This window comes from Azospirillum sp. BE72, assembly GCF_031455875.1.
In the GTDB taxonomy this organism is placed as follows: domain Bacteria; phylum Pseudomonadota; class Alphaproteobacteria; order Azospirillales; family Azospirillaceae; genus Azospirillum.
Genome location: NZ_JAVDTO010000020.1, coordinates 45,674 through 70,565 on the forward strand (window position 1 = coordinate 45,674; position 24,892 = coordinate 70,565).

At 70.0% G+C, this 24,892-nt stretch carries 23 protein-coding genes and 1 tRNA gene; 15 read left to right on the forward strand and 9 right to left on the reverse strand.

Annotated elements, in window-relative coordinates:
- Window positions 1-207: 207 nt before the first annotated feature.
- The 7 genes from J2Y49_RS28735 to J2Y49_RS28765 all read left to right on the forward strand — a co-directional run bounded on the left by J2Y49_RS28735 (window position 208) and on the right by J2Y49_RS28765 (window position 10,265).
- A complete protein-coding gene (locus J2Y49_RS28735) occupies window positions 208-2,625 on the forward strand; it encodes a PBP1A family penicillin-binding protein (protein ID WP_310118886.1) in 2,418 nt (805 codons plus the stop codon).
- Window positions 2,626-2,887: 262 nt separating this feature from the next.
- Entirely contained in the window at window positions 2,888-4,120 is a 1,233-nt protein-coding gene (gene icmH / locus J2Y49_RS28740) for a type IVB secretion system protein IcmH/DotU (protein ID WP_310118887.1), read from the forward strand.
- 10 nt (window positions 4,121-4,130) lie between these two features.
- On the forward strand, window positions 4,131-6,203 hold the full coding sequence (gene tssM / locus J2Y49_RS28745) for a type VI secretion system membrane subunit TssM (protein ID WP_310118890.1): 2,073 nt from the start codon (window positions 4,131-4,133) through the stop codon (window positions 6,201-6,203).
- On the forward strand, window positions 6,200-6,871 hold the full coding sequence (tagF, locus tag J2Y49_RS28750; RefSeq protein WP_310118893.1) for a type VI secretion system-associated protein TagF: 672 nt from the start codon (window positions 6,200-6,202) through the stop codon (window positions 6,869-6,871). Before tssM ends, tagF begins: the two co-directional genes overlap by 4 nt.
- A gap of 116 nt (window positions 6,872-6,987) precedes the next feature.
- Entirely contained in the window at window positions 6,988-8,646 is a 1,659-nt protein-coding gene (locus J2Y49_RS28755; RefSeq protein ID WP_310118896.1) for a protein arginine N-methyltransferase, read from the forward strand.
- Window positions 8,643-9,926: an MFS transporter gene (locus tag J2Y49_RS28760; RefSeq protein ID WP_310118898.1), complete on the forward strand. Its 1,284-nt coding sequence runs from the start codon at window positions 8,643-8,645 to the stop codon at window positions 9,924-9,926. The genes J2Y49_RS28755 and J2Y49_RS28760 overlap by 4 nt, the downstream gene beginning before the upstream one ends.
- 102 nt (window positions 9,927-10,028) lie before the next feature.
- Window positions 10,029-10,265: a hypothetical protein gene (locus J2Y49_RS28765; RefSeq protein WP_310118900.1), complete on the forward strand. Its 237-nt coding sequence runs from the start codon at window positions 10,029-10,031 to the stop codon at window positions 10,263-10,265.
- Between the two features lie 3 nt (window positions 10,266-10,268).
- Here the strand turns inward: J2Y49_RS28765 and J2Y49_RS28770 are convergent, their stop codons facing one another.
- Window positions 10,269-11,360 carry a PA0069 family radical SAM protein gene (locus tag J2Y49_RS28770; RefSeq protein ID WP_310118903.1) on the reverse strand — a complete coding sequence of 364 codons (1,092 nt, stop codon included), beginning with the start codon at window positions 11,358-11,360 and terminating at the stop codon, window positions 10,269-10,271.
- Between the two features lie 221 nt (window positions 11,361-11,581).
- Here J2Y49_RS28770 and ahcY point away from each other — a divergent pair, with 221 nt between their 5' ends.
- The 3 genes from ahcY (at window position 11,582) to J2Y49_RS28785 (ending at window position 13,607) form a co-directional block, all read left to right on the forward strand.
- Complete coding sequence (gene ahcY, locus J2Y49_RS28775) at window positions 11,582-12,880, forward strand: adenosylhomocysteinase (RefSeq protein WP_310118905.1); 1,299 nt, start codon at window positions 11,582-11,584, stop codon at window positions 12,878-12,880.
- Window positions 12,881-12,999: 119 nt separating this feature from the next.
- Window positions 13,000-13,293: a type II toxin-antitoxin system CcdA family antitoxin gene (locus J2Y49_RS28780; protein ID WP_310118908.1), complete on the forward strand. Its 294-nt coding sequence runs from the start codon at window positions 13,000-13,002 to the stop codon at window positions 13,291-13,293.
- Window positions 13,293-13,607, forward strand: a complete 315-nt coding sequence (locus tag J2Y49_RS28785) for a CcdB family protein (protein ID WP_310118910.1) — start codon at window positions 13,293-13,295, stop codon at window positions 13,605-13,607. Before J2Y49_RS28780 ends, J2Y49_RS28785 begins: the two co-directional genes overlap by 1 nt.
- A gap of 39 nt (window positions 13,608-13,646) precedes the next feature.
- On the opposite strand, the gene J2Y49_RS28790 is transcribed toward J2Y49_RS28785, so the two are convergent.
- The 4 genes from J2Y49_RS28790 to J2Y49_RS28805 form a co-directional block, all read right to left on the reverse strand.
- The gene (locus J2Y49_RS28790) at window positions 13,647-14,822 is read right to left on the reverse strand and encodes a TIGR03862 family flavoprotein (RefSeq protein WP_310118990.1); all 1,176 of its coding nucleotides are present in this window, start codon (window positions 14,820-14,822) and stop codon (window positions 13,647-13,649) included.
- 149 nt (window positions 14,823-14,971) lie between these two features.
- Window positions 14,972-15,238, reverse strand: coding sequence for a hypothetical protein (locus tag J2Y49_RS28795; protein WP_014246535.1), 267 nt, complete (start codon window positions 15,236-15,238; stop codon window positions 14,972-14,974).
- Between the two features lie 254 nt (window positions 15,239-15,492).
- Window positions 15,493-16,464, reverse strand: coding sequence for an SH3 domain-containing protein (locus J2Y49_RS28800; protein ID WP_310118913.1), 972 nt, complete (start codon window positions 16,462-16,464; stop codon window positions 15,493-15,495).
- 13 nt (window positions 16,465-16,477) lie between these two features.
- Window positions 16,478-17,650 (reverse strand): hypothetical protein, encoded by a 1,173-nt coding sequence (locus J2Y49_RS28805; RefSeq protein WP_310118915.1) that lies wholly within the window; start codon window positions 17,648-17,650, stop codon window positions 16,478-16,480.
- Window positions 17,651-17,966: 316 nt separating this feature from the next.
- Between J2Y49_RS28805 and J2Y49_RS28810 the strand changes: the two genes are divergently transcribed.
- Complete coding sequence (locus J2Y49_RS28810) at window positions 17,967-18,284, forward strand: ribbon-helix-helix domain-containing protein (RefSeq protein WP_149227721.1); 318 nt, start codon at window positions 17,967-17,969, stop codon at window positions 18,282-18,284.
- Window positions 18,285-18,325: 41 nt separating this feature from the next.
- On the opposite strand, the gene J2Y49_RS28815 is transcribed toward J2Y49_RS28810, so the two are convergent.
- Together J2Y49_RS28815 and J2Y49_RS28820 are read right to left on the reverse strand one after the other, a co-directional pair.
- A complete protein-coding gene (locus J2Y49_RS28815; RefSeq protein WP_310118918.1) occupies window positions 18,326-19,204 on the reverse strand; it encodes a TIGR01459 family HAD-type hydrolase in 879 nt (292 codons plus the stop codon).
- A gap of 55 nt (window positions 19,205-19,259) precedes the next feature.
- Window positions 19,260-20,522, reverse strand: coding sequence for a glycosyltransferase family 4 protein (locus J2Y49_RS28820; protein ID WP_310118920.1), 1,263 nt, complete (start codon window positions 20,520-20,522; stop codon window positions 19,260-19,262).
- A gap of 113 nt (window positions 20,523-20,635) precedes the next feature.
- On the opposite strand from J2Y49_RS28820, the gene J2Y49_RS28825 reads away from it, so the two are divergent.
- Both J2Y49_RS28825 and J2Y49_RS28830 read left to right on the forward strand, forming a co-directional pair.
- Window positions 20,636-21,430 (forward strand): alpha/beta hydrolase, encoded by a 795-nt coding sequence (locus J2Y49_RS28825; RefSeq protein ID WP_310118923.1) that lies wholly within the window; start codon window positions 20,636-20,638, stop codon window positions 21,428-21,430.
- A 96-nt stretch (window positions 21,431-21,526) separates the two neighbouring features.
- Window positions 21,527-21,617, forward strand: a tRNA-Ser gene (locus J2Y49_RS28830).
- Window positions 21,618-21,805: 188 nt separating this feature from the next.
- Here the strand turns inward: J2Y49_RS28830 and J2Y49_RS28835 are convergent.
- A complete protein-coding gene (locus J2Y49_RS28835) occupies window positions 21,806-22,204 on the reverse strand; it encodes a MarR family transcriptional regulator (RefSeq protein ID WP_310118925.1) in 399 nt (132 codons plus the stop codon).
- A 519-nt stretch (window positions 22,205-22,723) separates the two neighbouring features.
- On the opposite strand from J2Y49_RS28835, the gene J2Y49_RS28840 reads away from it, so the two are divergent.
- Both J2Y49_RS28840 and xth read left to right on the forward strand, forming a co-directional pair.
- Window positions 22,724-23,407, forward strand: a complete 684-nt coding sequence (locus J2Y49_RS28840; protein ID WP_310118927.1) for a fumarylacetoacetate hydrolase family protein — start codon at window positions 22,724-22,726, stop codon at window positions 23,405-23,407.
- Between the two features lie 10 nt (window positions 23,408-23,417).
- Entirely contained in the window at window positions 23,418-24,212 is a 795-nt protein-coding gene (gene xth, locus J2Y49_RS28845) for an exodeoxyribonuclease III (protein ID WP_310118930.1), read from the forward strand.
- A gap of 75 nt (window positions 24,213-24,287) precedes the next feature.
- On the opposite strand, the gene J2Y49_RS28850 is transcribed toward xth, so the two are convergent.
- On the reverse strand, window positions 24,288-24,869 hold the full coding sequence (locus J2Y49_RS28850; protein ID WP_310118932.1) for a histidine phosphatase family protein: 582 nt from the start codon (window positions 24,867-24,869) through the stop codon (window positions 24,288-24,290).
- Window positions 24,870-24,892: the final 23 nt, after the last annotated feature.

Consider the following 24,892-nt stretch of genomic DNA (forward strand, 5'->3'; position numbering starts at 1 on the left):
CCCGACAAACTTCATAGAGCCGTCATATCGGCGCGCCGGCATCTACCCCGCAATTGCGGACAGCGTCATTCTTTCGCCACGGTCGCGGGACAAATAATCGCCGGACCGCCACCGGTCTTTCGGCGAAGCGGGTGTGGGCGTATTAGGACCGTTGCGGGGACGTTCCCCCGGCAAGACACCGACCTTACTGGGCTTTGCGAGCGCGCCGTGACCGCCGACCGACCGGACCACATGACGGAGCAGCACCGGACGGGTCAGCTTTATGCCGGCCCCCGCCCTGTCCGTACCCGCGACGACCCGTCGCCGCTCGACAAGCTGCCCGGCCGCCTGTCCGCCGGCGCGATCTTCCGCAACATCGCGTCCGCGGCGCTGGCGTCGTTCGGCCGCGGCAAGCCGCGCCGCAAGGCTCCGCCGCCCTCGGCCGCGCCGCCGCCGACGCCCTACAAGCCGGTTCAGCGGCCGCGCCGCCGGTCCGGGGTGCTCCCCTTCAATCTGCCGTCCTTCACGCTGCCGTCCTTCACCTTGCCAAGGATCTCCTTGCCCAAGCTCAGCGCGACCAAACTCCGTTCGCCCAAGCCGCCGGCCCGCCGGCCCGCCGGCGCCCTGCCGCCGCAGCCGCCGGCTCCGCCCGCCGGGCGTCCCGGCCGGGCGCCGCAGCCTCCCCGCAAGGGGGCAGGTTGGGGCAGGCGGCTGGTGCAGGGGGGGCTGGTCGCCGCCATCTGGTGCGGCATCGTCCTCGGCATGGTGCTGGCCTGGTTCGCGCTCGACCTGCCGGACATCTCCAAGGTGGCGCAGTTCGAACGCCGCGCCTCCGTCACCGTGCTGGCCGCCGACGGGACGGAGTTCGCCCGCTTCGGCGATCTGCACGGCACGACGCTCAGCGTGCGTGACCTGCCGCCGCATCTGGTCGACGCCGTGCTGGCGATCGAGGACCGCCGCTTCTACGGCCATTTCGGCATCGACCCGCTGGGTCTGGCGCGTGCCGTCTACGTCAACTGGCGCTCCGGCCGGGCGGTGCAGGGTGGGTCGACCATCACCCAGCAGCTGGCCAAGAACCTGTTCCTGACGCCCGAGAAGTCGCTGAAGCGCAAGATCCAGGAAGCCATGCTGGCGCTCTGGCTGGAGAGCCGCTTCACCAAGGACCAGATCCTCACCGCCTACCTGAACCGCGTCTATCTCGGCGCCGGAACCTTCGGGGTGGACGCCGCCGCCCGCACCTATTTCGGCAAGCCGGCGACCGAGGTCGACATCCGCGAATCGGCGGTGCTCGCCGGCCTGCTGAAGGCGCCGTCGCGCTACGCCCCCAGCTCCAACCCCGACGAGTCGGCGGAGCGGGCGCGGGTGGTGATGGCGGCGATGCTGGACGCCGGCTATCTCACCCAGGCGCAGTATGAGGCGGCGCGCGCCGCCAAGCCCTCTCCCAAGCGCAAGCCGGGCGGCGACGGCCGCTATTTCGCCGATTGGGTGACCGATCTGGTGTCGGGCTTCGCCGGTCCCGATCATGGCGACGTGATCGTCCGCACCACGCTGGACCTGAAGATGCAGCGCGCCGCCGAACAGCGGATGGAGGCGCTGCTGGCCGGTCCCGGCGCCGCCGCCAACGTCCGCCAGGGCGCCCTGGTCGCCATGAGCCCCGATGGCGCGGTGCGCGCGCTGGTCGGCGGCCGCGATTACGACAGCAGCGAGTTCAACCGCGCCACCCAGGCGATGCGCCAGCCGGGCTCCGCCTTCAAGCCCTTCGTCTATCTGGCGGCGCTGGAGGCCGGCTGGTCCCCCGAAAGCGCCATCGAGGACGCGCCGGTCCAACTCGGCAATTGGAGCCCCGGCAACTATGACGGCAAGTATCGCGGCACCGTCACGCTGGCCGCGGCGCTGGCCCATTCCTCCAACACGGCGATGGCGCGGCTGATCGACCGGGTCGGCACCGACCGGGTGCGGCGCATCGCGTCGAACCTCGGCATCGCCTCGCCACTGACCCGCGACCTGTCGCTGGCGCTCGGCACCAGCGAGGTGACGCCGCTGGAACTGGTGCGCGCCTATGCCGGCATCGCCAACCGCGGCGCCCCGGTCTGGGCCTACGCCATCACCGAGATCAAGAGCCGCGACGGCATCGTGCTGTACCGGCGCCAGGGCGGCGGCGGCGGGGCGGTGGTCGATCCCGCCCATGCGGTGCAGCTGACGCGGATGATGGGCGGCGTGCTGGATTACGGCACCGGCCGCAGCGCCCGGCTGAACCGCCCGGCGGCGGCCAAGTCCGGCACCACCCAGGATTATCACGACGCCTGGTTCGTCGGCTTCACCGCCGATCTGGTCGCGGGGGTGTGGCTGGGCAACGACAACAACGACGCGATGAAGAAGGTCACCGGCGGCAGCCTGCCGGCCAAGCTGTGGCGCGACTTCATGATGGATGCCCACGCCGGCAAGCCCGCCCGTCCGCTTCCCGGCCTGGACGGCGCCCCCGCCTGGAGCCCGCCGCCCGGTGCGGTGCCGCAGGGCGGCGTCCCGGTCGCCTCCGCCGACGCGCGGTCCGGCGGCGGGATCGGGTCGCTGATCGAGAAGATCGCGGGCACCCCCGCCGCGGCGCCGCGGGTGCAGTACGACTACAGCAACAGCGGGGTGCGGTAGGGGTTGGGGTGTTGGACCCCCACCCCAACCCTCCCCCGCTGGGCGGGGGAGGGGGATAGGAGCTTTGTAGACGTTCGGCGGCAGTCCCTCCCCCGCCCAGCTCTCGCACAAAGCAGAGCTTTGTGCTGACGCGGCAGGCGGACCGTAGGTCCGCTGAGAGCGGGGGAGGTTAGGTGGGGGTCTAACTTCTCCACCCCCAGGTTCCCCCTACCGCCCCGACGCTGCTATACCTCACCCGAAATTCCCCAACAGCGGACGAGACATGCAGGCGGACGAAAGAGTGGACGGAGCGGAACTGCTGGTGGAGGCCGCACCCCCGCCCGTCCCCGCTACCCCCGATCCGCCTCCGCGCCCCCGCTACTCCCTCAATCCCCTGCTGACCGTCGCCGCCCCGGTGCTGGCGCTGGCCGGGAGCTTGCGCGACCGCGCCCTCGCCGACTCCCCGCGTGCCGCCGCCGCCGCCGCGCTGGAGCGGTTCGACCGCGAGGCCGCCGCTGCCGGCCTCGACCCGGATGACATCGCCGCCGCCCGTGTCGCGCTGGCCGCCACGCTGGACGACGTCGCCCGCGCCGCCGACCATGGCGGGGCGGCGGTCGCGGAGCCCGGCGCCGGGGTGCGCTTCTTCGACCTGCTCGACGGCATGCTGGGCGACCCGCGCCGCCACCGCCATGCGCTGGAGCTGTTCTACGCCTGCCTGTCGCTGGGCTTCGAGGGGCGGTTCCGCGACAAGCCCGGCGGTGCCCACGACCTCGCCCGACTGCGCGACGAGCTGTACCGCATCCTGCGCCGCGCCCGCGGCGACCTGGCGGCGGAGCTGTCGCCGGCCTGGGCCGGGGTGGCGGAGCCGTTCCGCCCGCTGGGGCGCGGCCTGGGCGCCTCCTTGCCCGGCTGGATCGTCTGGGCGGCGGTGGCGCTGGGCCTGTCCGGCCTCTATGTCCATCTCGCCAGCACCCTCGACCGGCAGGCGGAGCCGGTGACAGCCCGCATCTCAGCATTGCTGCCCGACCGCCCGATCGAGATCGCGCGGATGGTCCCGCCGCCGCCGCCCGCCGCCGGCCCCGCCCTGATCGCCCGCATCACCGGCCAGCTCGCCCCCGAAATCCGCATCGGCGCCGTCGAGGTTCTGGCGGGGGAGGACGGCGCCCTGGTGATCCGCATCCCCGCGGCGGCGATGTTCGCCACCGGCAGCGAGGCGGTGAAGGCCCGCCACCGCGCCATCGTGGAACGGGTGGGCCAGACCCTGGCGGCGGAGCCCGGCAGCGTCCTGGTGGTCGCCCACACCGACGACCAGACCCCGGCGACGGGCCGGCTGCCCACCGCCCAGGCACTGACCGACGCCCGCGCCGACGCCGTGCGCAAGCTGCTGGAGCGCAGCATCGCCCCCACCCGCCTGTCGGCCGAGGGACATGGCGACCAGGAGCCCGTCGCCCTGAACGACACGCCCGCCGGGCGCGACGCCAACCGGCGGATCGACATCCGCCTCTATCCGCAATAGGGCGCCCGCCATGGCCGATCCCCGTCCCGCAAAGGCAGGCGCCAAACCGCCCAGGCGCCGCCGCAAGCCCGCCGCCGTCCCGTCGCCGCACCGCTCCGCCCGCACCCGCTGGGCGCTGTCGCTGACCGGCGCGCTGGCGCTGGGGCTGGCCGGCTGGCTGTTGCTGCCGCGGCTGGCCGCGTCCTTCGCCCCCCATCTGCTGCCCCCCCATCTGCTGCCGACCGTCCAGGCGGACTGGAGCGTCCGGCTGCTGCCGCTCGTCCTGGCGCTGGCCGGATGGGTGGCGGTCAACCGCCGCACCGACGCCCGCGAGCGCGCCGCCAATGCCCGCCTGCTGCAAGCGCTGGCCGCCACCCGCGACCCGGAACTGAAGGCCTCGCTGGAAGAGATCGCCACGGTGCGCAAGCGGATGGACGCGGTGCTGGCGCGGCTGCGCAAGCGGCGCGGCGGCCGTTACCTCTACCAGCTGCCCTGGTATCTGGTGATCGGCGCTCCCGGTTCGGGCAAGACGACGGCGCTGACCAACGCTGGGCTTGGGGCCGCCGCGGCGGACGGCAGCGTCGTGGAGCCGCTGGCCGGGCTGGCCGGCACCCGCAACTGCGACTGGTGGTTCACCGACCGTGCCGTGCTGATCGACACCGCCGGCCGCTACACCACCCAGGACAGCCGGCGCGCGGTGGACGGGCGGGTGTGGTCCGGCCTGCTCGACCTGCTGAAGGAACACCGGCCGCTCCAGCCCGCCAACGGCGTCCTTCTGACGCTCAGCCTGCCGGACCTCGCCGCCTGGGACGAGGCGGAGCGTCGTAACCACGCCATCCTGATCCGCCAGCGCCTGAACGAGCTGCGCGTGCAGCTGGGCTTGCGGCTACCGGTCTATCTGCTGCTGACCAAGGCCGACCTGCTGGACGGCTTCACCACCTTCTTCGATCCGCTGGACCGCGAGGCGCGCTCGCAGGTCTGGGGCCTGACCCTGCCGGCGGAGGAGCGGGCGGAAGGGCCGCTGCCGGTCTTCCGCGATCTCTATGCCGGGCTGGTGCGGCGGCTGGACGAACGGCTACTCGACCGGCTGCACCAGGAACCGGACCTCCGCCGCCGCGGCGACGCCTTCGCCCTGCCGCTGCGCGTGGCGGAGCTGGAGCCGGCGCTGGCCGACATCGTCGACACCATCTTCGGCTCGGAGCATGGCGAGGAGACGCCCCGTCTGCGCGGCCTCTACCTGACCAGCGCCACCCAGACCGGCGGAGCGCTCGCCCTGCTGGAGCCGGACCCGTCCGTCCGCGCCTCCACCTATTTCCTCGACCGCCTGCTGCCCGACGTGGTTTTCCCCGAGGCCAACCTCGCCCGGATCGACCGGGCGGTGGAGCGCGCCCGCCGCCGCCGGAGCGCCCTGTCCGCCGCCGCCGCGCTGATGCTCGGCCTTCTGGTCGGCGGCTGGTGGCTGGTCAGCGCCCGCGGCAACGCCGCCCTGCTGGAGCGCGCCGATGCCGGCGCCGCAGCGGTGGAGGCGGCGCTGCGCCCGCTCGACACGCCGCCGCGGTCGCTGGCGCGGGTGGACGACGCCGACCCCGCGGCGATCCTGCCGGCGCTGGACGCCCTGCGCGCCTTGCCGCTGGCCTTCGACGCAGCGCACAGCTGGGCCGACCCGGCGCTGGCCGGCGGCCTGTACCAGGGCGCGCGCATCGCCGGCCCGGCGCAGGAGGCCTACCGCCGCGCCCTGCGCAGCCAGTTCCTCGCCCGCATCGCCCTGCGGCTGGAGGAGCGGCTGCGCGCCGACTGGGCCCTGCCCGACCAGTTGCGCCGGACCCTGCGCATCTACCGCATGGTCGGCGGGGCGGAGACGATGGATGCCGGCGCGCTGGCGGAATGGGTGGCGCTGGACTGGCAGCGCACGCTGCCCGGCCCGGCCAACGAGGCACGCCGCCGCGCGCTGGGCGACCATCTGGCCGCCCTGTTCGCCGTCGGCTTCGCCCCCGTCCCGCCCGACGAGGCGCTGGTCGCCCGTGTCGAGGAGGTGCTGGCCCAATCCGCTCCTCCTGCCATCGCCCGGCCAATGCCCCAGCCCGGCCGGGCCGCGCTGCCATGATGGGTTCCTTCGGCACGCCGCGCGGCGCCGATCCGGTGATGGGCTTCCATGGCAAGGTGCCGGCGCGCGGCGATTTCGTCGGCCACGGCCTGCCGGGCGCGGTTCTCGGCCCCTGGGACCGATGGCTGTCGGCCGCCCTGGGCGAGGCCGGGCGGCGGCTGGGCGGCGAGTGGGACCCGCTGTTCGCCCAGGCCCCGGTCTGGCGCTTCGCCCTGTCCGCCGGCCTGTGCGGCGCCGCCCCGCTGGTGGGGGTGTGGATGCCCAGCGCCGACCGGGTCGGCCGCCCTTATCCTTTCACCATCGCCGCCGGCCTGCCCGCCGGCTTCGACATCGCCGACGCCCCCGCCGCCTGTGCCGCGTGGCTGTCCCGTGCCGAAGCGCTGGCGGCGGACGCCTGCCGCGCCGGTGCCGACGTGGAGGGTCTGCCGGCCCGCCTCGCCATCCTCGGCCGTCCGGAGCCGGAGCGCGTCAGCCCCGCCACCCGCGCCCTGCTGAACCGCCTGTCCGGTCCACTGGGTGAGGATGCCAGCCTGTGGTGGACCCGCGGCGCCGGCCGCGTCGCCCCGTCGCTGCTGTCCTGTTCCGGCCTTCCCGCCGGTCCGCGCCTGACCGCCTTCCTCGACGGCGCCTGGGACCGCTGGGGCTGGGAGAATGCCGGCGAGGGGTAGGGGGGAGCGTGCATCCCGGGTCCAACGCCCCAGATCGAAAGGCTGTAGCGGAGCGGCAATTCCCGGTATGGTGCGGCGATCTTTTCGTGTTCCCGCCGTCCCCTGGAGCCGCAGCGATGACCGACACCTCCGCCCCGACCCTGATCGAAGCGGCCAAGCGTTTCCGCAGCAACGATCTGGCGGGGGCGGAGGATGTCTGCCGGGCGATCCTGGCGACGGATCCGCACAATGCCCAGGCGCTGCATCTGCTGGGGCTGGTCGCCGCCCACACCGACCATCCCGACTATGCGCTGACCCTGTTCGCCCAGGCCATCGCGGAGAACGGCAACGACCCCTCCTTCCACAACAGCCGCGGCAGCCTGCTCTTCCAGCAGGGCCGCGCGGCGGAGGCGGAGGAGGCCTTCCGCGCCGGCCTCGCCATCAACCCGCGCCTGCCGGAACTGCACGGCAACCTCGGCAACGCCCTGAAGGTGCAGACGAGGCTGGAGGAGGCGGCGGACTGCTTCCGCGCCGCGCTGGACCTGCGACCCGAGGCGCCGGAGATGCACCATTTCCTCGCCGCCACCCTGCGCGAGCTGGGCGAGCTGGAGGAGGCGGAACAGCATTTCCGCACCGCGCTGGAGCAGGCCCCCGACTATCTCGACGTCCATTACAGCCTGGCCGAACTGCTCTCCACCGGCGGCCGGCTGGCCGAGGCGGAGGCGGAGTTCCGTACCGTTCTGGCCGCCGCGCCGCGCTTCGTCCCCGCCCAGGTCGGCCTCGCCCATGTGCTGCAGAGCCTCGACCGCGCCGCCGAAGCGATCGAGGTGATCGAGGCGGCGCGCGAGCAGGCGCCCGACCACCCCATGGTGAAGTTCACCCGCCGGCTGATCTACTCCAACGCGGTGCCCGGCTGGCACCTGCCGATGATCAACGATTTCGAGCGGAACGAGGCCTACAAGCAGTCGCTGGAACGGGCGGTGAAGCCCGGCCAGCTGGTGCTGGAGATCGGCACCGGCTCCGGCATCGTCGCCATGATGGCGGCGCGCGCGGGTGCGAAGAAGGTGGTGACCTGCGAGGTCAACCCGATCCTGGCCCGCGTCGCCAAGGAAACGGTGGCGCGCAACGGCTATGCCGACAGCATCGACGTGGTGCCGCGCCTGTCCACCCAGCTGACGGTGGGGGAGGGCGGCGACCTGCCGGAGAAGGCCGACGTCTTCGTGTCGGAACTGATCAACATCGGCATGCTGGCCCCGCGCATGCTGTCGGTGCTGCAGCATGCCCGCACCCATCTGGTGAAGCCGGGCGGCGCCATCATCCCGCGCGCCTCCACCGTCTACGCCATGCTGGTCGAGACGCCGGAACTGGCCCGCATCAACCCGGTGGAGACCATCGACGGCTTCGACATGGGCAGCTTCGACGTCTTCCGTTCCCCCGGCTACCAGCAGATCGACCTCGGCGCCGACGCCCACACGCCGCTGTCGAAGCCCTTCACCGCGCTGGATTTCGACTTCACCCGCAACATGCCGGAAGAGGGCGAGCGGGTGATCGACGTGACCATCGTCACCGCCGGCACCTGCCACGGCGTCGCCTTCTGGTTCGACCTCTTCATGGATGACGAGGTGGTCTACAAGTCGGAAAGCCGCGCCCGCACCAACCACTGGAAGCAGGCGATGACCTTCCTGGAAAAGCCGATCGCGCTGTCGGCCGGCGACCGCCTGCGCATCGTCGCCCGCTACGACAACAACCAGATCTCCTTCGGGGTGGACGGACTGATGGGGGGTGAGGGCGTTTGAGCGAAGCCTCTCCCTCCCGGCGCGCCATCGCCTCCTGGTGCCTCTACGACTGGGCGAATTCCGCCTACAACACCATCATCACCACCTTCGTCTTCTCGGTCTATTTCGCCCGCGGCGTGGTCGGCGACCCGGTGGAGGGCACCGCGCGCTGGGGGGCGGCGATGACCGCGGCCGGGGTCGCCATCGCGCTGCTCAGCCCGGTCCTGGGCGCCATCGCCGACCGGGCGGGGCGGCGCAAGCCCTGGATGGCCCTGTTCACACTGGTGACCGTCGCCTTCACCGTGGCGCTCTGGTGGGTCAGGCCCGATCCGGCCGATGCCGCCTTCGCGCTCGCCTGCGTGGTGATCGCCACCGTGTCGTTCGAACTGGCGAACGTCTTCTACAACGCCACCCTGCCGGGGCTGGTGCCGCCGCGGCTGCTGGGCCGGGTGTCGGGCTGGGGCTGGGGCATCGGTTATTTCGGCGGGCTGACCTGCCTCGTCCTGGCGCTGGTCGGCTTTGTCCAGGCGCCGGCCCCGCTGTTCGGCCTGTTCGGCCTGGAGTGGTCCGACTGGGGCGAGCAGGCCAATATCCGCGCCACAGCGCTGCTGGCCGCGGTGTGGTACGGCGTCTTCGCTCTACCCTATTTCCTGTGGGTGCCGGACGAACCCTCCACCGGCCAGGGCCTGCTGCGGGCGGCGCGCGACGGGGTGGCGACGTTGGCCGCCAGGCTGCGCGAGGCCCGGCGCTACCGCCAGGTGATGCGCTTCCTGATCGCCAGCGCCTTCTACCGCGACGGCATCAACACCATCACCGCCTTCGGCGGCATCTACGCCGCCGGCACCTTCGGCATGAGTTTCGAGGAGATCCTGGTCTTCGCCATCGTGCTGAACGTGGTGGCGGGGGCGGGGGCCATCGGCTTCGCCTGGATGGACGACCGGGCGGGGGCCAAGCCGGTGATCCTGATCGCGCTGGCGGGCATGGCGCTGTGCAGCGTGCCGCTGCTGCTGGCGACGGAGCGGCTGTGGTTCTGGGTCTTCGCGCTGGGGCTGGGGCTGTTCTTCGGACCGGCCCAGGCGGCCGGGCGCTCGATGATGGCGCGGCTGGCCCCGCCGGGCATGGCGGGCGAGATGTTCGGGCTCTACAGCCTGACCGGACGCTTCGTCGGCTTCTTCGGCCCGCTGCTGTTCGGGCTGGCGACCCAGGCCTTCGCCAGCCAGCGCGTCGGCATGGCGACGGTTCTCGCTTTCTTCGTGATCGGATTCGGGCTTATGCTGGCGGTTCGCGAACCGGCCCGTTAAAAAGGCCGCGTCAAAGCGCCGCACATGAGATCATTCGAGGGCAGAGCTGTTACCTTCGTTTTTGCTGCGACGCACAAAAGTCGAAGCCGAGGGGTACGGACCATGCTGCACATCAACGATATCGAAGCCTTCGCCCGCATCAACGAGGCGCTCAACGACGACGCCAGCACCGGGCAGGCCGATCATGCCGGCCACGACACCGCCGGCCCGGCCCATCCCGCGCTGGTGATGGCGATGCTGGCGACCGGCCGCCTTCCGCTGTCGGCCGTTTCCAATTCAGCCGTTTCCAAATCGGCCGAACCACTGTCTCCCTGGGGCAAGATGCTCCGGCGCTCCTGACCGTCACAAAAGCGACAGCTGGTCCCCGGCGGCCGGCGGCACCCGGAAGCGGCTGCAGTCGAGCTGCCAGTTCCGGTCGCCCAGCCCATGCTTCCGGCAGGCCAGCTTGAAGCGGTGGCGCAGCAGTTCGGCGTAAGGGCCGGTACCCTTCATCCGCGTGCCGAAACCGGAGCGGTAGAGCGCGCCGTCGCGGCTCTGCCGCATCAGGCTCAGCACGCGGTCGGCGCGGTTGGGGGCGTGGGTGCGCAGCCATTCCTCGAACAGGGTGGCGATCTCCAGCGGCAGGCGCAGCAGGATGTAGCTGGCGGCGGTGGCTCCGGCACCGGCCGCCGTCTCCAGGATCGACTCCAGCTCGTGGTCGTTCAGCGCCGGGATCATCGGGCTGGCGAGCACCGCCACCGGCACGCCGGCCTCTGCCAGCGTTCGGATGGTTTCCAGCCGGCGCGGCGGGGTGCTGGCCCGCGGTTCCATCACGCGGGCGAGGTCGCGGTCCAGCGTGGTGACGGAGATCGCCACCGAGGCCAACCCCTGCGCCGCCATCGGCGCCAGGATGTCGAGGTCGCGCAGGACCAGCGCCGATTTGGTGATGATGCTGACCGGCTGGTTGAAGTCACGGCAGACCTCCAGCACACGCCGGGTGATGCCCTCCGTCCGCTCGACCGGCTGGTAGGCGTCGGTGTTGGCGCCCAAGGCCAGCGGCTGGCAGACATAGGATTTCGCCCGCAGCTCCTTCGCCAGCAGCTCCGCCGCGTTGCGCTTGGCGAACAGCTTCGTCTCGAAATCCAGCCCCGGTGACAGGTTCAGATAGGCATGGGTCGGCCGGGCGAAGCAGTAGATGCAGGCATGTTCGCAGCCCTGGTACGGGTTCACCGACTGGTCGAAGGCGACGTCGGGCGACTGGTTGCGCGCGATGATCGACTTGGCCGACGCCGGGGAGACTGTGGTGCGCACGGGATCGGTCAGCGCCTCGTTCCCGCCGGACGCATAGCCGGTCCAGCCGTCGTCGGTCAGGACGCGGGTCTCGCGCTCGAAGCGGCCGGTGACGTTGCTCACCGCACCCCGGCCCTTGATCGGCGGTCGCTTGATCTCATCCATGGCGGCAGCTTAGCCGCGGGTGGTTAGAACGTAAAGCGAACAAAAGCGCTATCTGTGCTTGGTTTGCCGAGCATACCCAGCAAACATAAAGATATCTTTATGCTTGCATGGTTCCGGAACCGCTGATACACCCTTCGCCAATTACAGCGGCAGGGCCGGGGATCCGGCGCGCCTGAATCTCCGCTGCCCGAATCGTCACCGCCCACCAGGAGTCATCCCTCATGGCCGCCGAATTCACGGACTACAAGGTCAAGGACATCAGCCTCGCGAACTGGGGCCGCAAGGAGATCACCATCGCCGAGACCGAGATGCCGGGCCTGATGGCCCTGCGGTCCGAGTTCGGCGACGCCAAGCCGCTGGCCGGCGCCCGCATCGTCGGCTGCCTGCACATGACCATCCAGACCGCCGTGCTGATCGAGACGCTGACCGCGCTCGGCGCCACCGTGCGCTGGTCGTCCTGCAACATCTTCTCCACCCAGGATCAGGCCGCCGCCGCCATCGCCGCCGCCGGCATCCCGGTCTTCGCCTGGAAGGGCGAGACGGAGGAGGAGTTCTGGTGGTGCATCGAGCAGACCCTGCGCGGCCCGGATGGCTGGACCCCGAACATGATCCTGGACGATGGCGGCGACGTCACCCAGATCATGCACGACAAGTATCCGGAGATGCTGGACGGCGTCCGCGGCCTGTCGGAAGAGACCACCACCGGCGTGCATCGTCTGTATGAGATGATGAAGAAGGGCACGCTGAAGGTCCCGGCCATCAACGTGAACGACAGCGTCACCAAGTCGAAGTTCGACAACCTCTATGGTTGCCGCGAGTCGCTGGTCGACGGCATCAAGCGCGCCACCGACGTCATGGTCGCCGGCAAGGTCGCCGTGGTCGCCGGCTATGGCGATGTGGGCAAGGGTTCCGCCGCCTCGCTGCGCTCGCAGGGCGCCCGCGTCCTGGTGACGGAGATCGACCCGATCAACGCGCTGCAGGCCGCGATGGAAGGCTATCAGGTCGTGACGATGGAGGATGCCGCTCCGCAGGGCGACATCTTCGTCACGGCGACCGGCAACGTCGACGTCATCACGATCGACCACATGCGGGCCATGAAGGACCGCGCCATCGTCTGCAACATCGGCCACTTCGACAGCGAGATCCAGATCGACGCCCTGCGCAATCTGGTCTGGGAAGAGGTCAAGCCGCAGGTCGACGAGGTCGTGTTCCCCGACGGCAAGCGCCTGATCGTCCTGGCCCAGGGCCGTCTGGTCAACCTGGGCTGCGCCACCGGCCACCCCAGCTTCGTGATGAGCGCCAGCTTCACCAACCAGGTGCTGGCCCAGATCGAACTGTGGACCAACGCCGCCAACTACGAGAACAAGGTCTACGTCCTGCCCAAGCACCTGGACGAGAAGGTCGCCCGCCTGCATCTGGACAAGATCGGCGCCAAGCTGACCACCCTGACCGACAAGCAGGCCGCCTACATCAGCGTGCCGACCGCCGGCCCGTACAAGCCGGACCACTACCGCTACTAAGCGGTCGCAGGGTTGAATGAAGAGGGGCCGTCCCGGTGGGACGGCCCCTTTTTCTTTGCGGCGCTTGTCACCGGGCGAAAGCCGCATCACCATACGGAGGAAGAGCAGCGGAGGATGGCATGAGCCATATCGGCAAGAGGGATGCGGGCTATGATGCGCAAGCATCCAAGCGGCGCATCGACATCACGCTGAACGAGGATCTGCTGCGCGCCGCCCAGAGCTACACCGACAACCTGTCGGGTACCATCGAGTCTCTGCTGGCGGCCTGGATGCAGGACGAGAGTCGGAAACGCGACGACGATCTGGAACACCGGCGCAAGGTCGTTGCGGCATGGAATGCGTTTGACGAGAAGCATGGGCGCTTCGCGGATGAATGGAGCCGGGATTTCGTGCCGGAAGACCAGGACCGCTGATGGCGCAGTTCGACGTTCATCGCAATCCAGGGCGAAGCAGAACGGTTATTCCCTATCTTCTCGTCGTGCAGAGTGACCGTTGGGAGGACCGCTCCGATCGGGTGGTGGTCCCATTGGTCTTGGCGAGCGAGATTTCCTACCATGACCGGACGCTCAACCCGGCATTCACGGTCGAAGACATCAAAGTGCTGATGAACCCGCTGCAAATGGTGACGATTCCCGCCAGGGTGCTCGGACCATCGGTCACCAGCCTCGATGCCGAGCACCTTTGCGTCATAGCGGCACTCGACGCGCTGGTCGCTCAAGGCCGGTAGATGGATGCTGGAGGCCTGCAGTTCGCAGGGCCGTATGCGTCACCGCCGCCCCAGCCACTCCACCATGCCCTTGCCGGCCGCAACACCCATGGCGAAGCAGCCCTGCAGCAGATAGCCGCCGGTCGGCGCCTCCCAGTCCAGCATCTCGCCGGCCAGGAACAGGCCGGGGCGGCGGATCAGCATCAGCCGGTCGTCCAGTTCCGACAGGCGGACCCCGCCGGCCGAGGAAATGGCGCGCTCGATCGGTCGGACGCCGGTCAGTACCACCGACAGGCCCTTGATATGGCGGGCCAGCGCCACCGGGTCGGTCAGGTCGGCGGCGGGGGCGAACTCGCGCAGCAGCGCGGCGCGCGGGCCGGTCAGGGACAGCGACTTCTTCAGGAAGGTGGACAGCGACTCCGCACCGCGGCGGCGCAGGCGCTTGACCAGTTCGGCCTCCGCCATGTCCGGCAGCAGGTCCAGCGTCAAGGTCGCCCAGCCCTCGGCGGCGATGGCGTCGCGGAGCGGCGCGCTCAGCGCATAGACGGCGCCGCCCTCGATCCCCGTCTCGGTGATGACGAACTCGCCCTTCAGCCGACGACCGGCAGCGGACAAGCCGACGCTCTTCACCGGCTGGCCGGCGAAGCGGTCGCGCAGGTGATCGGACCAGGGCACCTCGAAGCCCATGTTGGAGGGGACCAGCGGCGCCACCTCCACCCCCAGCCCCTCAAGCAGCGGGACCCAGCCGCCATCCGATCCCGTGCGCGGCCAGCTCGCCCCGCCGAGAGCCAGCAGGGTGGCGCGCGGGGAGACGGTGACGCTCTCCTCGCCATGGTGGAAGGCCGCATGGAAGGTCAGGGCGCCGGTCCCGTCCCAGCCGGTCCAGCGGTGGCGGCTGTGCAGGGTGACGCCCAGCCCGTCCAGCCGCCGCAACCAGGCGCGGACCAGGGTGGAGGCCTTCATCTGCACCGGGAAGACGCGGCCGCTGCTGCCGACGAAGGTCTCGATGCCCAGCCCGGCGGCCCAGCCGCGCAGGTCGTCGGGCGAGAAACCGGCCAGCAATCGGCGGAACAGCGGTTCCGCCGCACCGTAACGCGGCAGGAAACGGTCGAGCGGTTCCGAATGGGTCAGGTTCAGCCCGCCGCGCCCGGCCAGCAGCAGCTTGCGCGCCGGGGTGGGAGTGTGGTCGAACACGGCGACCCGCAGGCCGGCGCCAGCAGCGATCTCCGCCGCCATCAGCCCGGCGGGACCGGCGCCGACGATTGCCACGTCAGGGGTGGTATGGGGCACTTGGCAGGGCTTTCACAAAAGGACGTGCCCCCGCCCTTCCCGTGCTGCGCGGGGAAGGGCGGGGGCATTCTCGTCTTGACCTCGGTTTCCCGGGTTCAGTCCTCGTAATCCTGGTCCTGCGCCACTTCCTCGGCGAGGTCGGCGGCGAGGTCGGCGAAATAGCCGGCGTCGACCTCCAGGCCGTTCTCCTCGCAGATGCGCATGAAGATGCGGTAGGCGTGCAGGATGGCGACGTCGAGAACGACGAGGTCCCCTTCCTCGCTGTGGCGGTCGGTGATGTCCCGCTCCTGCAGGGTGGCGACGATGTCGTGCGCGGCGGCCTGCAGGACCGCGTCCATGGCTTGTTTGTGTTGGGTCGACATCGTGTGGATCCTTGTCCCGGTCGTGCTTCGCGCCCCCGCCCGGCTTGACCGGCGCCGCATGGCCGGCGGGAGTGGTCGAACCGTCGGAGAAAACGGGCGCGCCCCGGTTCAGTTTCGAAGGGGCTGCGTTCGTCCGCGATAGTTCGGCCTCCCCCTTGTTGTAGAATCCTTTTTCACGGGCGAACAAGCCCCTTCACGGAGGGCCGTGGCGTGACCTTCCGGGTAGCTCCGTACCGCTTTCCGGCGCAGCCCCTTCAGCGTTTGGCGGGGACGAGCAGCGCCGCGCCGACATAGCCCAGCGCCTTGCCTTTCCGCCCGACCTTGTACCAGCCGCCGACCGCCTCCATCACCGTCACACGCTCGCCCGCATCCAGCACGTCCAGCACCTTGGCATCGCAGACCGGGGCGACGCGCAAATTGCCGGCGGCGCGCAGCCGGGCGACGGTGCCCTGGGGCAGGCGGGTGGTCTGCGCCCGCTCCGATTGGACCCTGGGCAGGTCGCCGGGCAGGGCGCAGCCGCGGTCCTCCCGGTCGGCCTTGGCATAGCGGCCGGGTTTGGGTGGGGAGGCGGGCTCGCCGCGGTCAGTCGCGACCTCCGTCAGGTATGCGCTGGTGACGTAGCCCTGCGGCTTGCCGGCACGCCCTACCCGCTGCCAGCCATTCACCGGCGCGCCGAATGCCTCCACGCGGTCGCCTTTCTCCACGGTGTCGAGGACCCGGCCCTTGGCGTCCGGCGTGGTGCGCAGGTAGATGCCGGCGGTGGCGACCATCGTCCGCCGGGCGGCAACGGTCTTCTCCGGCTCTTTCGGCGCCGGCCGGGCGGCAGGCTCGGGCTGCGGCTTCACCGGCGGCAGGGGAGGAACGGCGGCGAGGGCCTGCTCCGCCGCGACGCTTTTGGGGGCGGCGTGCTGGGGATCGGCCGGCTTTGGCTCCGGTGTCCTCGCCTCGGGAATGGGCGTCCGGCTCGGGGTGGAGACCGGGGCGGGCTGCGGGCTGACCGGCGACAGCGGAGCCGGCGCCTCCGGCGGATGTTCCCAGACCATGCCAGGGCTCAGCGGTGGCGAGACGGACTGTGCCGGGGTCAGGCGGGGCAGGGCGACGATCGGGGCGGCGGGCGGGGAGAAGCGCTCAGCCGGCATCTGGGCCGGCACGCCGGAGGGGGCGGCCAGCAGCAGCAGGGACAGCGCCGAAGCCCGCCGGAGCCGTTTCGGAAACGCATCGCCCATCGGCCCTCACCCCTCAGTCAAGCGTGATGCGGGCGATCAGCGTCGGCAGGGTCTGGCAGCGCAGAAGCCCATCCAGCGTCCGGTGTTCGGTCAGCCGCAGGGTCAGGGCACAGCCGAAGGAGTTCACCGCCAATTCGGTCTGCGCCAGGGTGCCGACGATGCTGGACGGCCGCGCGATGCTGTAGCCGGGGGCGCCCAGCTTGCCGGCCAGGGCCCCGTTGACCGGGCTGAAGCCGTCGATCTCCAGCGTCATCGGTCCCAGATTCTGCACCACCACCTCGGAACTCGGATCCTCCTTGGTGGCGTAGAGCTGGACCGGCACGGCGCGGCGGCGGGCGATCCAGTCCTTCAGCGCCAGATTGGCGACCACCGGATCGCGGCTTTGCAGCGCCGCCTCCATGGCCGTCTGGCGCAGTGCCGGGTCGTTGCCGCCCAGCGCCGCTTCGAAGGCGGCCAGCCGCATCGCGCGGTCGTTGCCGGCCAGCTTGCCGCGCAGGTCGGCCAGCTGGGCGATGCGCGCCTCGACGGCCCGGCGTTCGGTCTCGGCACGGGCGGCTTCGGCCTTGGCGGCGGCGGTCTGCTGGGCAAGCCGTTCCTCTTCGCGCCGGCGGCGTTCGGTGTCGTCGGCCAGCCGTTGGGCGGCGTCGCGGTCCAGCTGTTCGCGCAGGCTCCTGGCTTCGGTCGTGCCCAGCACCACGGTGCGGCCTGGCAGCTCCGCGGCGGGCTTGCCGATGCCCTCGAGCAGGCCGGGGTTCTGCGGCGTCAGCGCGACCGTCCAGCCATCGGCGCCGCGGGTGCCGAGCGCTGTCGCGACCCAGCTCTTGACGAGACCGGCATCGGCCGCCGGGCGCAGGAAGGTCACCGGCCCTTCGCGGCTGTCGACCAGATAGGTCGGGGCACCCAGCACCACCCTGGCGGTCACCCGCGCCGCCGCTTGCGGTTCCGGCGATTGGCCGGCCGCGTTGGACAGCGGCTCCACCATCAGCGCTTCGATGCGCCAGGGCGCCGGCAGCATCGCCTCCAGGCGCGCACGGATCGCCGCTTCCGGAATCTGTTTAGCGGGGACGGATTCCGCGGCCCGGGCATATCCGGAGGGCAGGGCAAGCACGACTCCGCCGGCCAACAGGGCAGCGATGGCGCAGGCCGCGACGCAGCCCGCGAATCGTCCGTTTCCCGGTCGCTTCATCGCCGATCCTTCCTCTTCCACCGCCCGGCCCGTCCGTCAGGCCGTTCCGCCCCATCGGTGTCCGCCCGATTCCCGCAGGAATGATTCGGCACTGGTATAGCGAAGGTGTGAGCCAAGGGAAGCGGCTTTTCCCGGCAACCTGCCGATCTGCGGTTGGAAGCGATACCCGCCTGCGCCCGATTGTCGCGTCGAACCGCAGCCGTGGGTCGAAATTGACTTGGACGGCACACGCTGCTTGCAATATCGTCACACAAATGGATGTATTGCCCCGAACCAGGCGGGCGGAACGCGCAACGGATGAGGAACGGGAATTCCCATGGCGGGCACGGGCGGAGGTAAGGAAGGGCCGGGGCTGCTCTGCCGCAACGTGAAGGTGAGCGGGCGTCGAACAAGCCTCCGGATGGAGCCGTTCATCTGGGACTCGCTGAAGGAAATCTGCGAGCGTGAACGGCTGAGCTTGAACGAGATTTGCAGCCGGATCGACGAACGGCGGGGGGAGGCCAACCTGACCGCCTCCATCCGCGTGTTCATCGTCAGCTATTTCCGCACTGCCATCGGCAACCGCGGCTTCTCGGAAGACGGTCCGTCGCCCCTTCTGCGCAAGGCGCTGGACGACGCGGTTCCGATGGACTGACGGGGCGCGCGGCGGGCGCCCCGCCCGATCGCAGCCAACGCTCACCAGCGCAGGCTGGGCATCGCATAGGTCGGCATGTGGCCGGTGGCATCGGCCAGCGCGCGCAGATTGACCGGGTTGACCGCCTCGCCCCAGGCCGCTCCGCCCAATTCCTCCTGGTGGATGCCGGCGGTGACCAGCGCCACGTCGATCCCGGCGGCGTTGGCGCCGGCGACATCGGTGCGCAGGCTGTCGCCCACCCCCAGGATGCGGCTCTTGTCCGCAATGCCCAACAGTTTGAAACAGCGCTCATAGACCGGGGCATAGGGCTTGCCGTGCTGGCGCACGTCGCCGCCCATCTCCTCATACCGGGCAGCCAGCGTGCCGGCGCAGATCACCAGCATCGGTCCGACCATCACCACCAGATCCGGGTTGGCGCAGATCATCGGCAGGCCGGCGGCAAGACAGGCGTCCAGTTGCGGCTGATAGTCCGCCACCGTCTCGCCGAAGGTCACGATGCCGGTGTTGACGACGAAGTCGGCCTCGGCCGGGGTTGCCGCAACCTGATAGCCGAGCCCGGCATAGACGTCGGTGTCGCGGTCCGGCCCGATGTGGTAGAGCCGCCGGCCGAGTGCCGCGTGCCAGGGATCGTCCCGGTCGCGCAGGGCTTCATAGGTCGCCTCGCCCGACGTCATGACATGGTTGTAGCGCTCGCGCCCCAGCCCCATGCCGTCGAGCTTTTCGATCACGCCAGTGGTACGGCGTGGGGCATTGGACAGGAGGCACAGCGTCTTGCCGGCGGCGCGCATGCGGTCCAGGCAGTCGGGCACGCCGGGATAGGGCTGTTCGCCGTCATGCAGAACGCCCCACAGGTCCAGGATGAACCCGTCATAGCGGTCGATGACCTCGGCGATGCCGGAAATCTGTCGGATGTCGGCCATGGTGTCCGGTCGGTTGATGGTGGGTTGAAGGTCGGATTGCGTCAACAAGCCGGTCTCAGCGTGGTTGCAGCAACTCTGCATAGACCGCCAGCGTATCGGCGCACATGCGGTCCTTGGTGTAGCGGTCCGCCACGAAGGCCATGGCGCGGGCGCCGATGGCGTCGCGCTGCTCCGGTGTCAGCGACAGCGCTTCCCCCAGCGCCCGGGCCAGCGCGTCGGGATCGTCCGGTGGCACCACCCAGGCGGTTTCTCCGGGGACGACGGTCTCCTGATAGGCGCCGATGGCCGAGACGATCACCGGCTTGCCCATCGCCTGCGCCTCCACGATCACCCGCCCGAAGGCCTCCGGTTCACGCGAGGCGGAGACGACCACCGTCGACAACAGGTAGGCCGCGGCCATGTCGCTGCAATGGTCGGTCATCCGCACCACGCCGCGCAGGCCGTTGGTGGCGATGCGGTTCTCCAGTTCCTCCCGGTAGCCGGTGCGGCCCTGGTCGGAGCCGACCAGCAGGGCCAGCACGTCCTTGCGTCCCAGCTTGGCCAGCGCATCGATCAGCACGAGCTGCCCCTTCCAACGGGTCAGCCGGCCGGGCAGCAGGATCACCGGCCGGTCGTCCGGCAGGTTCCATTGCTTGGCGAGCGTCACCAGCCGCGTCGGGCTGACCCGGTCGGGGGCGAAGACGCTGCGGTCGATGCCGCGGTGGATGACGCGTACCCGCGCCGGATCGACCGGATAGTTGCCCAGCACATGGTCGCGGATGAAGCCGGAGATGGCGATCACCCGCTCGCCCCGCGCCATCACCGAGTTGTACCAACGCTTCAGCCGGCCGCCGACCGGCCCGCTGCCGAAATTATAGGGGGCATGGAAGGTGGTCATGTAGCGCGCGCCGGTCTCGCGGCAGGCCAGCCACGCGCTCCAGGCCGGGGCGCGGGAGCGGGCATGGACGATGTCCACCTTGTGCTCGCGGATGATGGCGGTCAGCCGGCGGGCGTTGCGGCGGATGGTCAGCGGGTTCTTGGAGGCCAGCGGCAGGGTCAGGTGGGTGATGCGGGCGCGGTCCAGTTCGCGGACCATCGGCCCGCCTTCCGAGGCCACCAGCGGGGTGCCGCCTGCGGCCTGCAGGGCAAGCGCCATGTCGATGCAGCCGCGCTCCGCGCCGCCGGTGACCAGCGTCGGCACCACCTGCAGCACCGTCGGCGCCCGCCCGCCCGGCCACTCTCCCGGCCAATGGCCCGGCTGGTGCGAAGGCGGAGTATCCTGACGGGCGTCCGCGTTGCGCGGGGATTGGTCGGTGGTAAGGTGGGGGTCGAAATCCATGATGCCGGCTGCTCGCAAGGGGCGGCCCGGGACCGGCCGCGGGCCCCGGCATGCCGGTGTCCCTCGAACCGGTGTCCGACCGCGGGCCGGCATCCGTTGTCGAAGGTGACCGTATGACCGAAACCGCAGCCCAACCGGGCGGCGCGCACCATAGCCTAACGCGCGGTGCGGCGACCATAGCCTATCACCACACCCCTGCCGGTCCTTCCGGGCGGGGCAAGCCCGGCGTCATGTTCCTGGGCGGCTTCATGTCCAACATGACCGGCGGCAAGGCGACCACGCTGGAGGCGTGGGCGGTGGAGCGCGGCCTGTCCTTCACCCGCTTCGACTATCAGGGCCACGGCGCCTCCAGCGGCCGTTTCGCCGACGGCACCATCGGCCTGTGGGCCGACGACGCGCTGGCGGTGCTGGACCGGGTGACGACGGGGCCGCAGATCCTGGTCGGCTCCTCCATGGGCGGCTGGATGATGCTGCTGACTGCGCTCCGCCGGCCGGAGCGGGTGGCCGGGCTGGTCGGCATCGCGCCGGCCCCCGACTTCACCGAAGACCTGATGTGGGACATCTTCGATGCCGACGTCCGCCGGCAGATCATGGAGCAGGGCGTCTGGAACCGCCCGTCGGAGTACGGTCCCGAACCCCAGCCGATCACCCGCGCCCTGATCGAGGACGGCCGCAACCACCTGCTGCTGCGCGGTCCCATCGGTTTCGACGGTCCCGTCCGCCTGCTGCACGGTCAGCGCGACCCCGATGTCCCCTGGCAGCTCAGCCTGCGAATCGCCGAGGCGCTGACGGGCGACGATGTCCGCGTCACTCTGGTGAAGGACGGCGACCACCGCCTGTCCCGTCCCCAGGATCTGGACCTGTTGTGCCGCACCGTCGGCGCCCTGGTGGACGAGGTATGTGGATGAAATCCGGACGGTTTGATGCGCCGCCAAAAAAACGTCGTTCGCGTGAAACGGAGGCTTGCATCGCCGCGAACCTCTGGCTATAACGCGGGCCTCTACGGAGGGGTGGCCGAGCGGTTGAAGGCGCACGCCTGGAAAGTGTGTATACGTCAAAAGCGTATCGAGGGTTCGAATCCCTCTCCCTCCGCCACTAAGTTTCCGGGATAGACCCGCTAAAAAGGCTCAGCTGAAAAGTTGGGCCTTTTTTATTTTGGTCCCGAGAGCTTTCGTTCCTGCGAAAACTCCAAATAGAAAAGCCCGCCTTCGCACTGGCAATTGCTGGTGCGAAGGCGGGCTGTCAGTCGTTTCCGGTGCCTGGAACGGAAGGGGTGGTGCCCCTTACTTCGCCCGCGACACGCGGCGCAGGAAGTCGATGAACTGCGCCTGTTCTTCCGGGGACAGATCCTTGACCATGCTCTGGTCGTGGGCCTGGACGCGCGGAGTCAGGTCGTCCATCAGAGTCTGGCCTTCCGGCGACAGGCGCAGCGCGTAGGAGCGGCGGTCATTGGGCGAGGGGGCGCGGACGACGAGGCCGCGCGACTCGAGACGGTCGATCACCGCGACCATGGTCGAGCGGTCGATGCCGACCGCCGTGCCCAGATCGGACTGCGACAGCCCCTCGTTCTCCCGAATCATGATCAGCACGCCGAACTGGCCGGGCGTGATGTCGTGCGGGGCGACCGCGTTCTGAAAGCTCTGGAACACCGCGACCTGAGCCTTGCGCAGGTTGTAACCCACGAGCTCGGGAAGGGGGCCAAGGGCGAGCTTGCCGTTTTTCCCGGGGCGCAGACGCGACCGCCGGTCGGCTGGGGTGGAACGCTCGTTGTCAGTCACCGTGGATGCCATGTTTTGGATGAATTATCGGATGAACGGATAAAATGCGGGCAAGGCTTACGTTTGTCAGCAAGAACCGCACGGGGGACATGATATGCATACCAGATATGCGTGAAACGTATTGGTTGGCGCCCATACAAATTCCATCTTGAAGAGTCAAGAAGTGGTCGACGCCGATTTGACGCCGATCGCCCGCCCTGCGGTTTCCCCTGCCGCGCGCGGGTTCCCGAATCGGAGCTTCCGACGCCCGGTCCCCCCCAGACCGGGCGTCTTCGTTTCCGGGCTCCGGTGGGCTCCGAGTCGCCCTCCCCTGAACAGGAAATCGGTACCGCTTTGCAGGGCAGGGCGGATGGTTGGACGCTTGGTCCATCGGCGGCTTTCGGGTTAGCTGTTCGGGAGCGTCCCAACCTGAGAGCCGATGTCATGGCCTTTGCCATTCCCCTGTGGTCCCAGCCGGCCGTCCCCGTCGTGGGCGGCGATCCGTTTCCGGTGCGCCGCATCTACTGCGTCGGCCGCAACTATGCCGCCCATGCGCGCGAGATGGGCGCCGATCCCGACCGCGAGCCGCCCTTCTTCTTCATGAAGCCGGCCGACGCCATCGTCCCCGACGGCGCCACCATTCCCTATCCGCCCCGCACCGCCAACCTGCACCACGAGATCGAACTGGTGGTTGCGATCAAGACCGGCGGCCGCGACATCCCGGTCGACCGGGCGCTGGAGCATGTGTTCGGCTATGCCGTCGGGCTCGACATGACCCGGCGCGACCTGCAGAACGCCGCCAAGAAGGAAGGCAAGCCCTGGGACATGGGCAAGGGCTTCGACCGGTCGGCGCCGTGTTCCGCCATCCGCACCGTTGCCGACATCGGCCACCCGGACAAGGGTGCCGTCACCCTGCAGGTGAACGGCGAGCCGCGGCAGAAGGGCGACCTGTCCGACCTGATCTGGTCGGTGGCGGAAACGATTTCCTACCTGTCCGGACTGGTCGAACTGCAGCCGGGCGACCTGATCTATACCGGCACGCCGGAGGGCGTCGGCCCGGTGGTGGCCGGCGACGTGCTGACCGGCGAGGTCGAGGGCGTCGGCACCCTGACCCTGACCATCGCCTGAGCCGCCGGACATGCGCATCGCGACCTGGAACATCAATTCGGTCCGCATGCGTCTGGACCTCCTCCTCCGCCTGATGGAGGAGGAGCAGCCGGACGTGATCTGCCTGCAGGAAACCAAGGTGGTGGACGCCGACTTCCCGCTCAGCCCCCTGGCGGAGCGCGGCTATGTCCACGCCCACATCCACGGGATGAAGGGCTACAACGGCGTCGCCATCCTGTCGCGCCTGCCCTTCTCTTCGCATGACGTCCAGCACTGGTGCGGCAAGCAGGACTGCCGCCACGCGCTTGCCCATCTGCCGGGCGGGATCGAGCTGCACTGCGTCTATATCCCCGCCGGCGGCGATATCCCCGACCCGGCGGTGAACGACAAGTTCGCCCACAAGCTCCAGTTCCTGGACGAGATGACCCACTGGCTGGGCACGGAGCGGACACCCGACCGTCCAATGGTGCTGGTCGGCGACCTGAACATCGCGCCGCTGGAGCAGGACGTCTGGAGTCATAAGGAGCTGCTGTCCGTCGTCTCCCACACGCCGATCGAGGTCGGGAAGCTGGCGGCGATGCAGGCCTCGGCCGGCTGGGTCGACGCCATGCGCCGCTTCGTTCCGCCGGAGGAGAAGCTCTACACCTGGTGGAGCTACCGGGCGAAGGACTGGGCCGCCTCCAACCGTGGCCGGCGCCTGGACCACATCTGGGTGACGCCGCCGCTGGAAGGCGCGCTGCAGGGCATCAAGGTGCTGCGCGACGCCCGCGGCTGGGAGCCGAAGCCATCGGACCATGTGCCTGTGATCGTCGATCTGAACGTCTGATGCACAAGGTCTGATGCATAGAGTCTGATGCATGGGGGAAGGGCGTCCGCAGCCGCGGCCCCTTCCGCTTCTTGTCTATTCCAGCAGCCCGATATTCATCCGCACCATCGTCGGCGTGCCGTTATCCGCCAGTCGGAACAGGTGGGCGCAGCCGTTGCGCAGTTCCTCCGCCGGGTCGTCGCGCATGTCCCAGCCGGTGGCGAGCGAATAGAGCGCGCGCAGGATGCCGTTGTGGGCGACTGCGCCGGTGGGGCGACCGTCCGTCGCGAGGTCGGCGAGCCAGGAGCGAAGGCGGGCCTGCACCTCGCGCGGGCTCTCGCCGCCGGGAGCCTTGTAATCCAGGCCCAGCCGGTCGTGGCGGGCGGGCATGCGGCCGTCGGCGCGCAGATCCTCGGTGCGCATGCCCTCCCACTCGCCCCAATCCATTTCGACGATCCGCGGTTCCGGCGTGGGGTCGAGGCCGAGCAGCAGCGCGGTTTCCCAAGCGCGGCGCTTCGGGCTGGCGACCCAGCGCAAACCGGCCGACTCGGGCGGCAGTCGATAGCGGGCAACCCGCGCGCGGCCGGCGTCGGACAGCGGCTCGTCGATGCTGCCCTGGATGCGCCCTTCGGCGTTCCAGGCGGTCGGGCCGTGGCGGAGAATCAGCAGGGTGGTCATAGGGATACCGGGACGCGGGTGAG

Excerpts from the sequence above, each read along its gene's own strand:
- icmH (WP_310118887.1), top strand. The coding sequence starts at position 2,888 with ATGCAGGCGGACGAAAGAGTGGACGGAGCGGAACTGCTGGTGGAGGCC.
- tssM (WP_310118890.1), top strand. The coding sequence starts at position 4,131 with ATGGCCGATCCCCGTCCCGCAAAGGCAGGCGCCAAACCGCCCAGGCGC.
- tagF (WP_310118893.1), top strand. The coding sequence starts at position 6,200 with ATGATGGGTTCCTTCGGCACGCCGCGCGGCGCCGATCCGGTGATGGGC.
- J2Y49_RS28755 (WP_310118896.1), top strand. The coding sequence starts at position 6,988 with ATGACCGACACCTCCGCCCCGACCCTGATCGAAGCGGCCAAGCGTTTC.
- J2Y49_RS28765 (WP_310118900.1), top strand. The coding sequence starts at position 10,029 with ATGCTGCACATCAACGATATCGAAGCCTTCGCCCGCATCAACGAGGCG.
- J2Y49_RS28770 (WP_310118903.1), bottom strand. The coding sequence starts at position 11,360 with ATGGATGAGATCAAGCGACCGCCGATCAAGGGCCGGGGTGCGGTGAGC.
- ahcY (WP_310118905.1), top strand. The coding sequence starts at position 11,582 with ATGGCCGCCGAATTCACGGACTACAAGGTCAAGGACATCAGCCTCGCG.
- J2Y49_RS28780 (WP_310118908.1), top strand. The coding sequence starts at position 13,000 with ATGAGCCATATCGGCAAGAGGGATGCGGGCTATGATGCGCAAGCATCC.
- J2Y49_RS28785 (WP_310118910.1), top strand. The coding sequence starts at position 13,293 with ATGGCGCAGTTCGACGTTCATCGCAATCCAGGGCGAAGCAGAACGGTT.
- J2Y49_RS28790 (WP_310118990.1), bottom strand. The coding sequence starts at position 14,822 with ATGGCGGCGGAGATCGCTGCTGGCGCCGGCCTGCGGGTCGCCGTGTTC.
- J2Y49_RS28795 (WP_014246535.1), bottom strand. The coding sequence starts at position 15,238 with ATGTCGACCCAACACAAACAAGCCATGGACGCGGTCCTGCAGGCCGCC.
- J2Y49_RS28800 (WP_310118913.1), bottom strand. The coding sequence starts at position 16,464 with ATGGGCGATGCGTTTCCGAAACGGCTCCGGCGGGCTTCGGCGCTGTCC.
- J2Y49_RS28805 (WP_310118915.1), bottom strand. The coding sequence starts at position 17,650 with ATGAAGCGACCGGGAAACGGACGATTCGCGGGCTGCGTCGCGGCCTGC.
- J2Y49_RS28810 (WP_149227721.1), top strand. The coding sequence starts at position 17,967 with ATGGCGGGCACGGGCGGAGGTAAGGAAGGGCCGGGGCTGCTCTGCCGC.
- J2Y49_RS28815 (WP_310118918.1), bottom strand. The coding sequence starts at position 19,204 with ATGGCCGACATCCGACAGATTTCCGGCATCGCCGAGGTCATCGACCGC.
- J2Y49_RS28820 (WP_310118920.1), bottom strand. The coding sequence starts at position 20,522 with ATGGATTTCGACCCCCACCTTACCACCGACCAATCCCCGCGCAACGCG.
- J2Y49_RS28825 (WP_310118923.1), top strand. The coding sequence starts at position 20,636 with ATGACCGAAACCGCAGCCCAACCGGGCGGCGCGCACCATAGCCTAACG.
- J2Y49_RS28840 (WP_310118927.1), top strand. The coding sequence starts at position 22,724 with ATGGCCTTTGCCATTCCCCTGTGGTCCCAGCCGGCCGTCCCCGTCGTG.
- xth (WP_310118930.1), top strand. The coding sequence starts at position 23,418 with ATGCGCATCGCGACCTGGAACATCAATTCGGTCCGCATGCGTCTGGAC.
- J2Y49_RS28850 (WP_310118932.1), bottom strand. The coding sequence starts at position 24,869 with ATGACCACCCTGCTGATTCTCCGCCACGGCCCGACCGCCTGGAACGCC.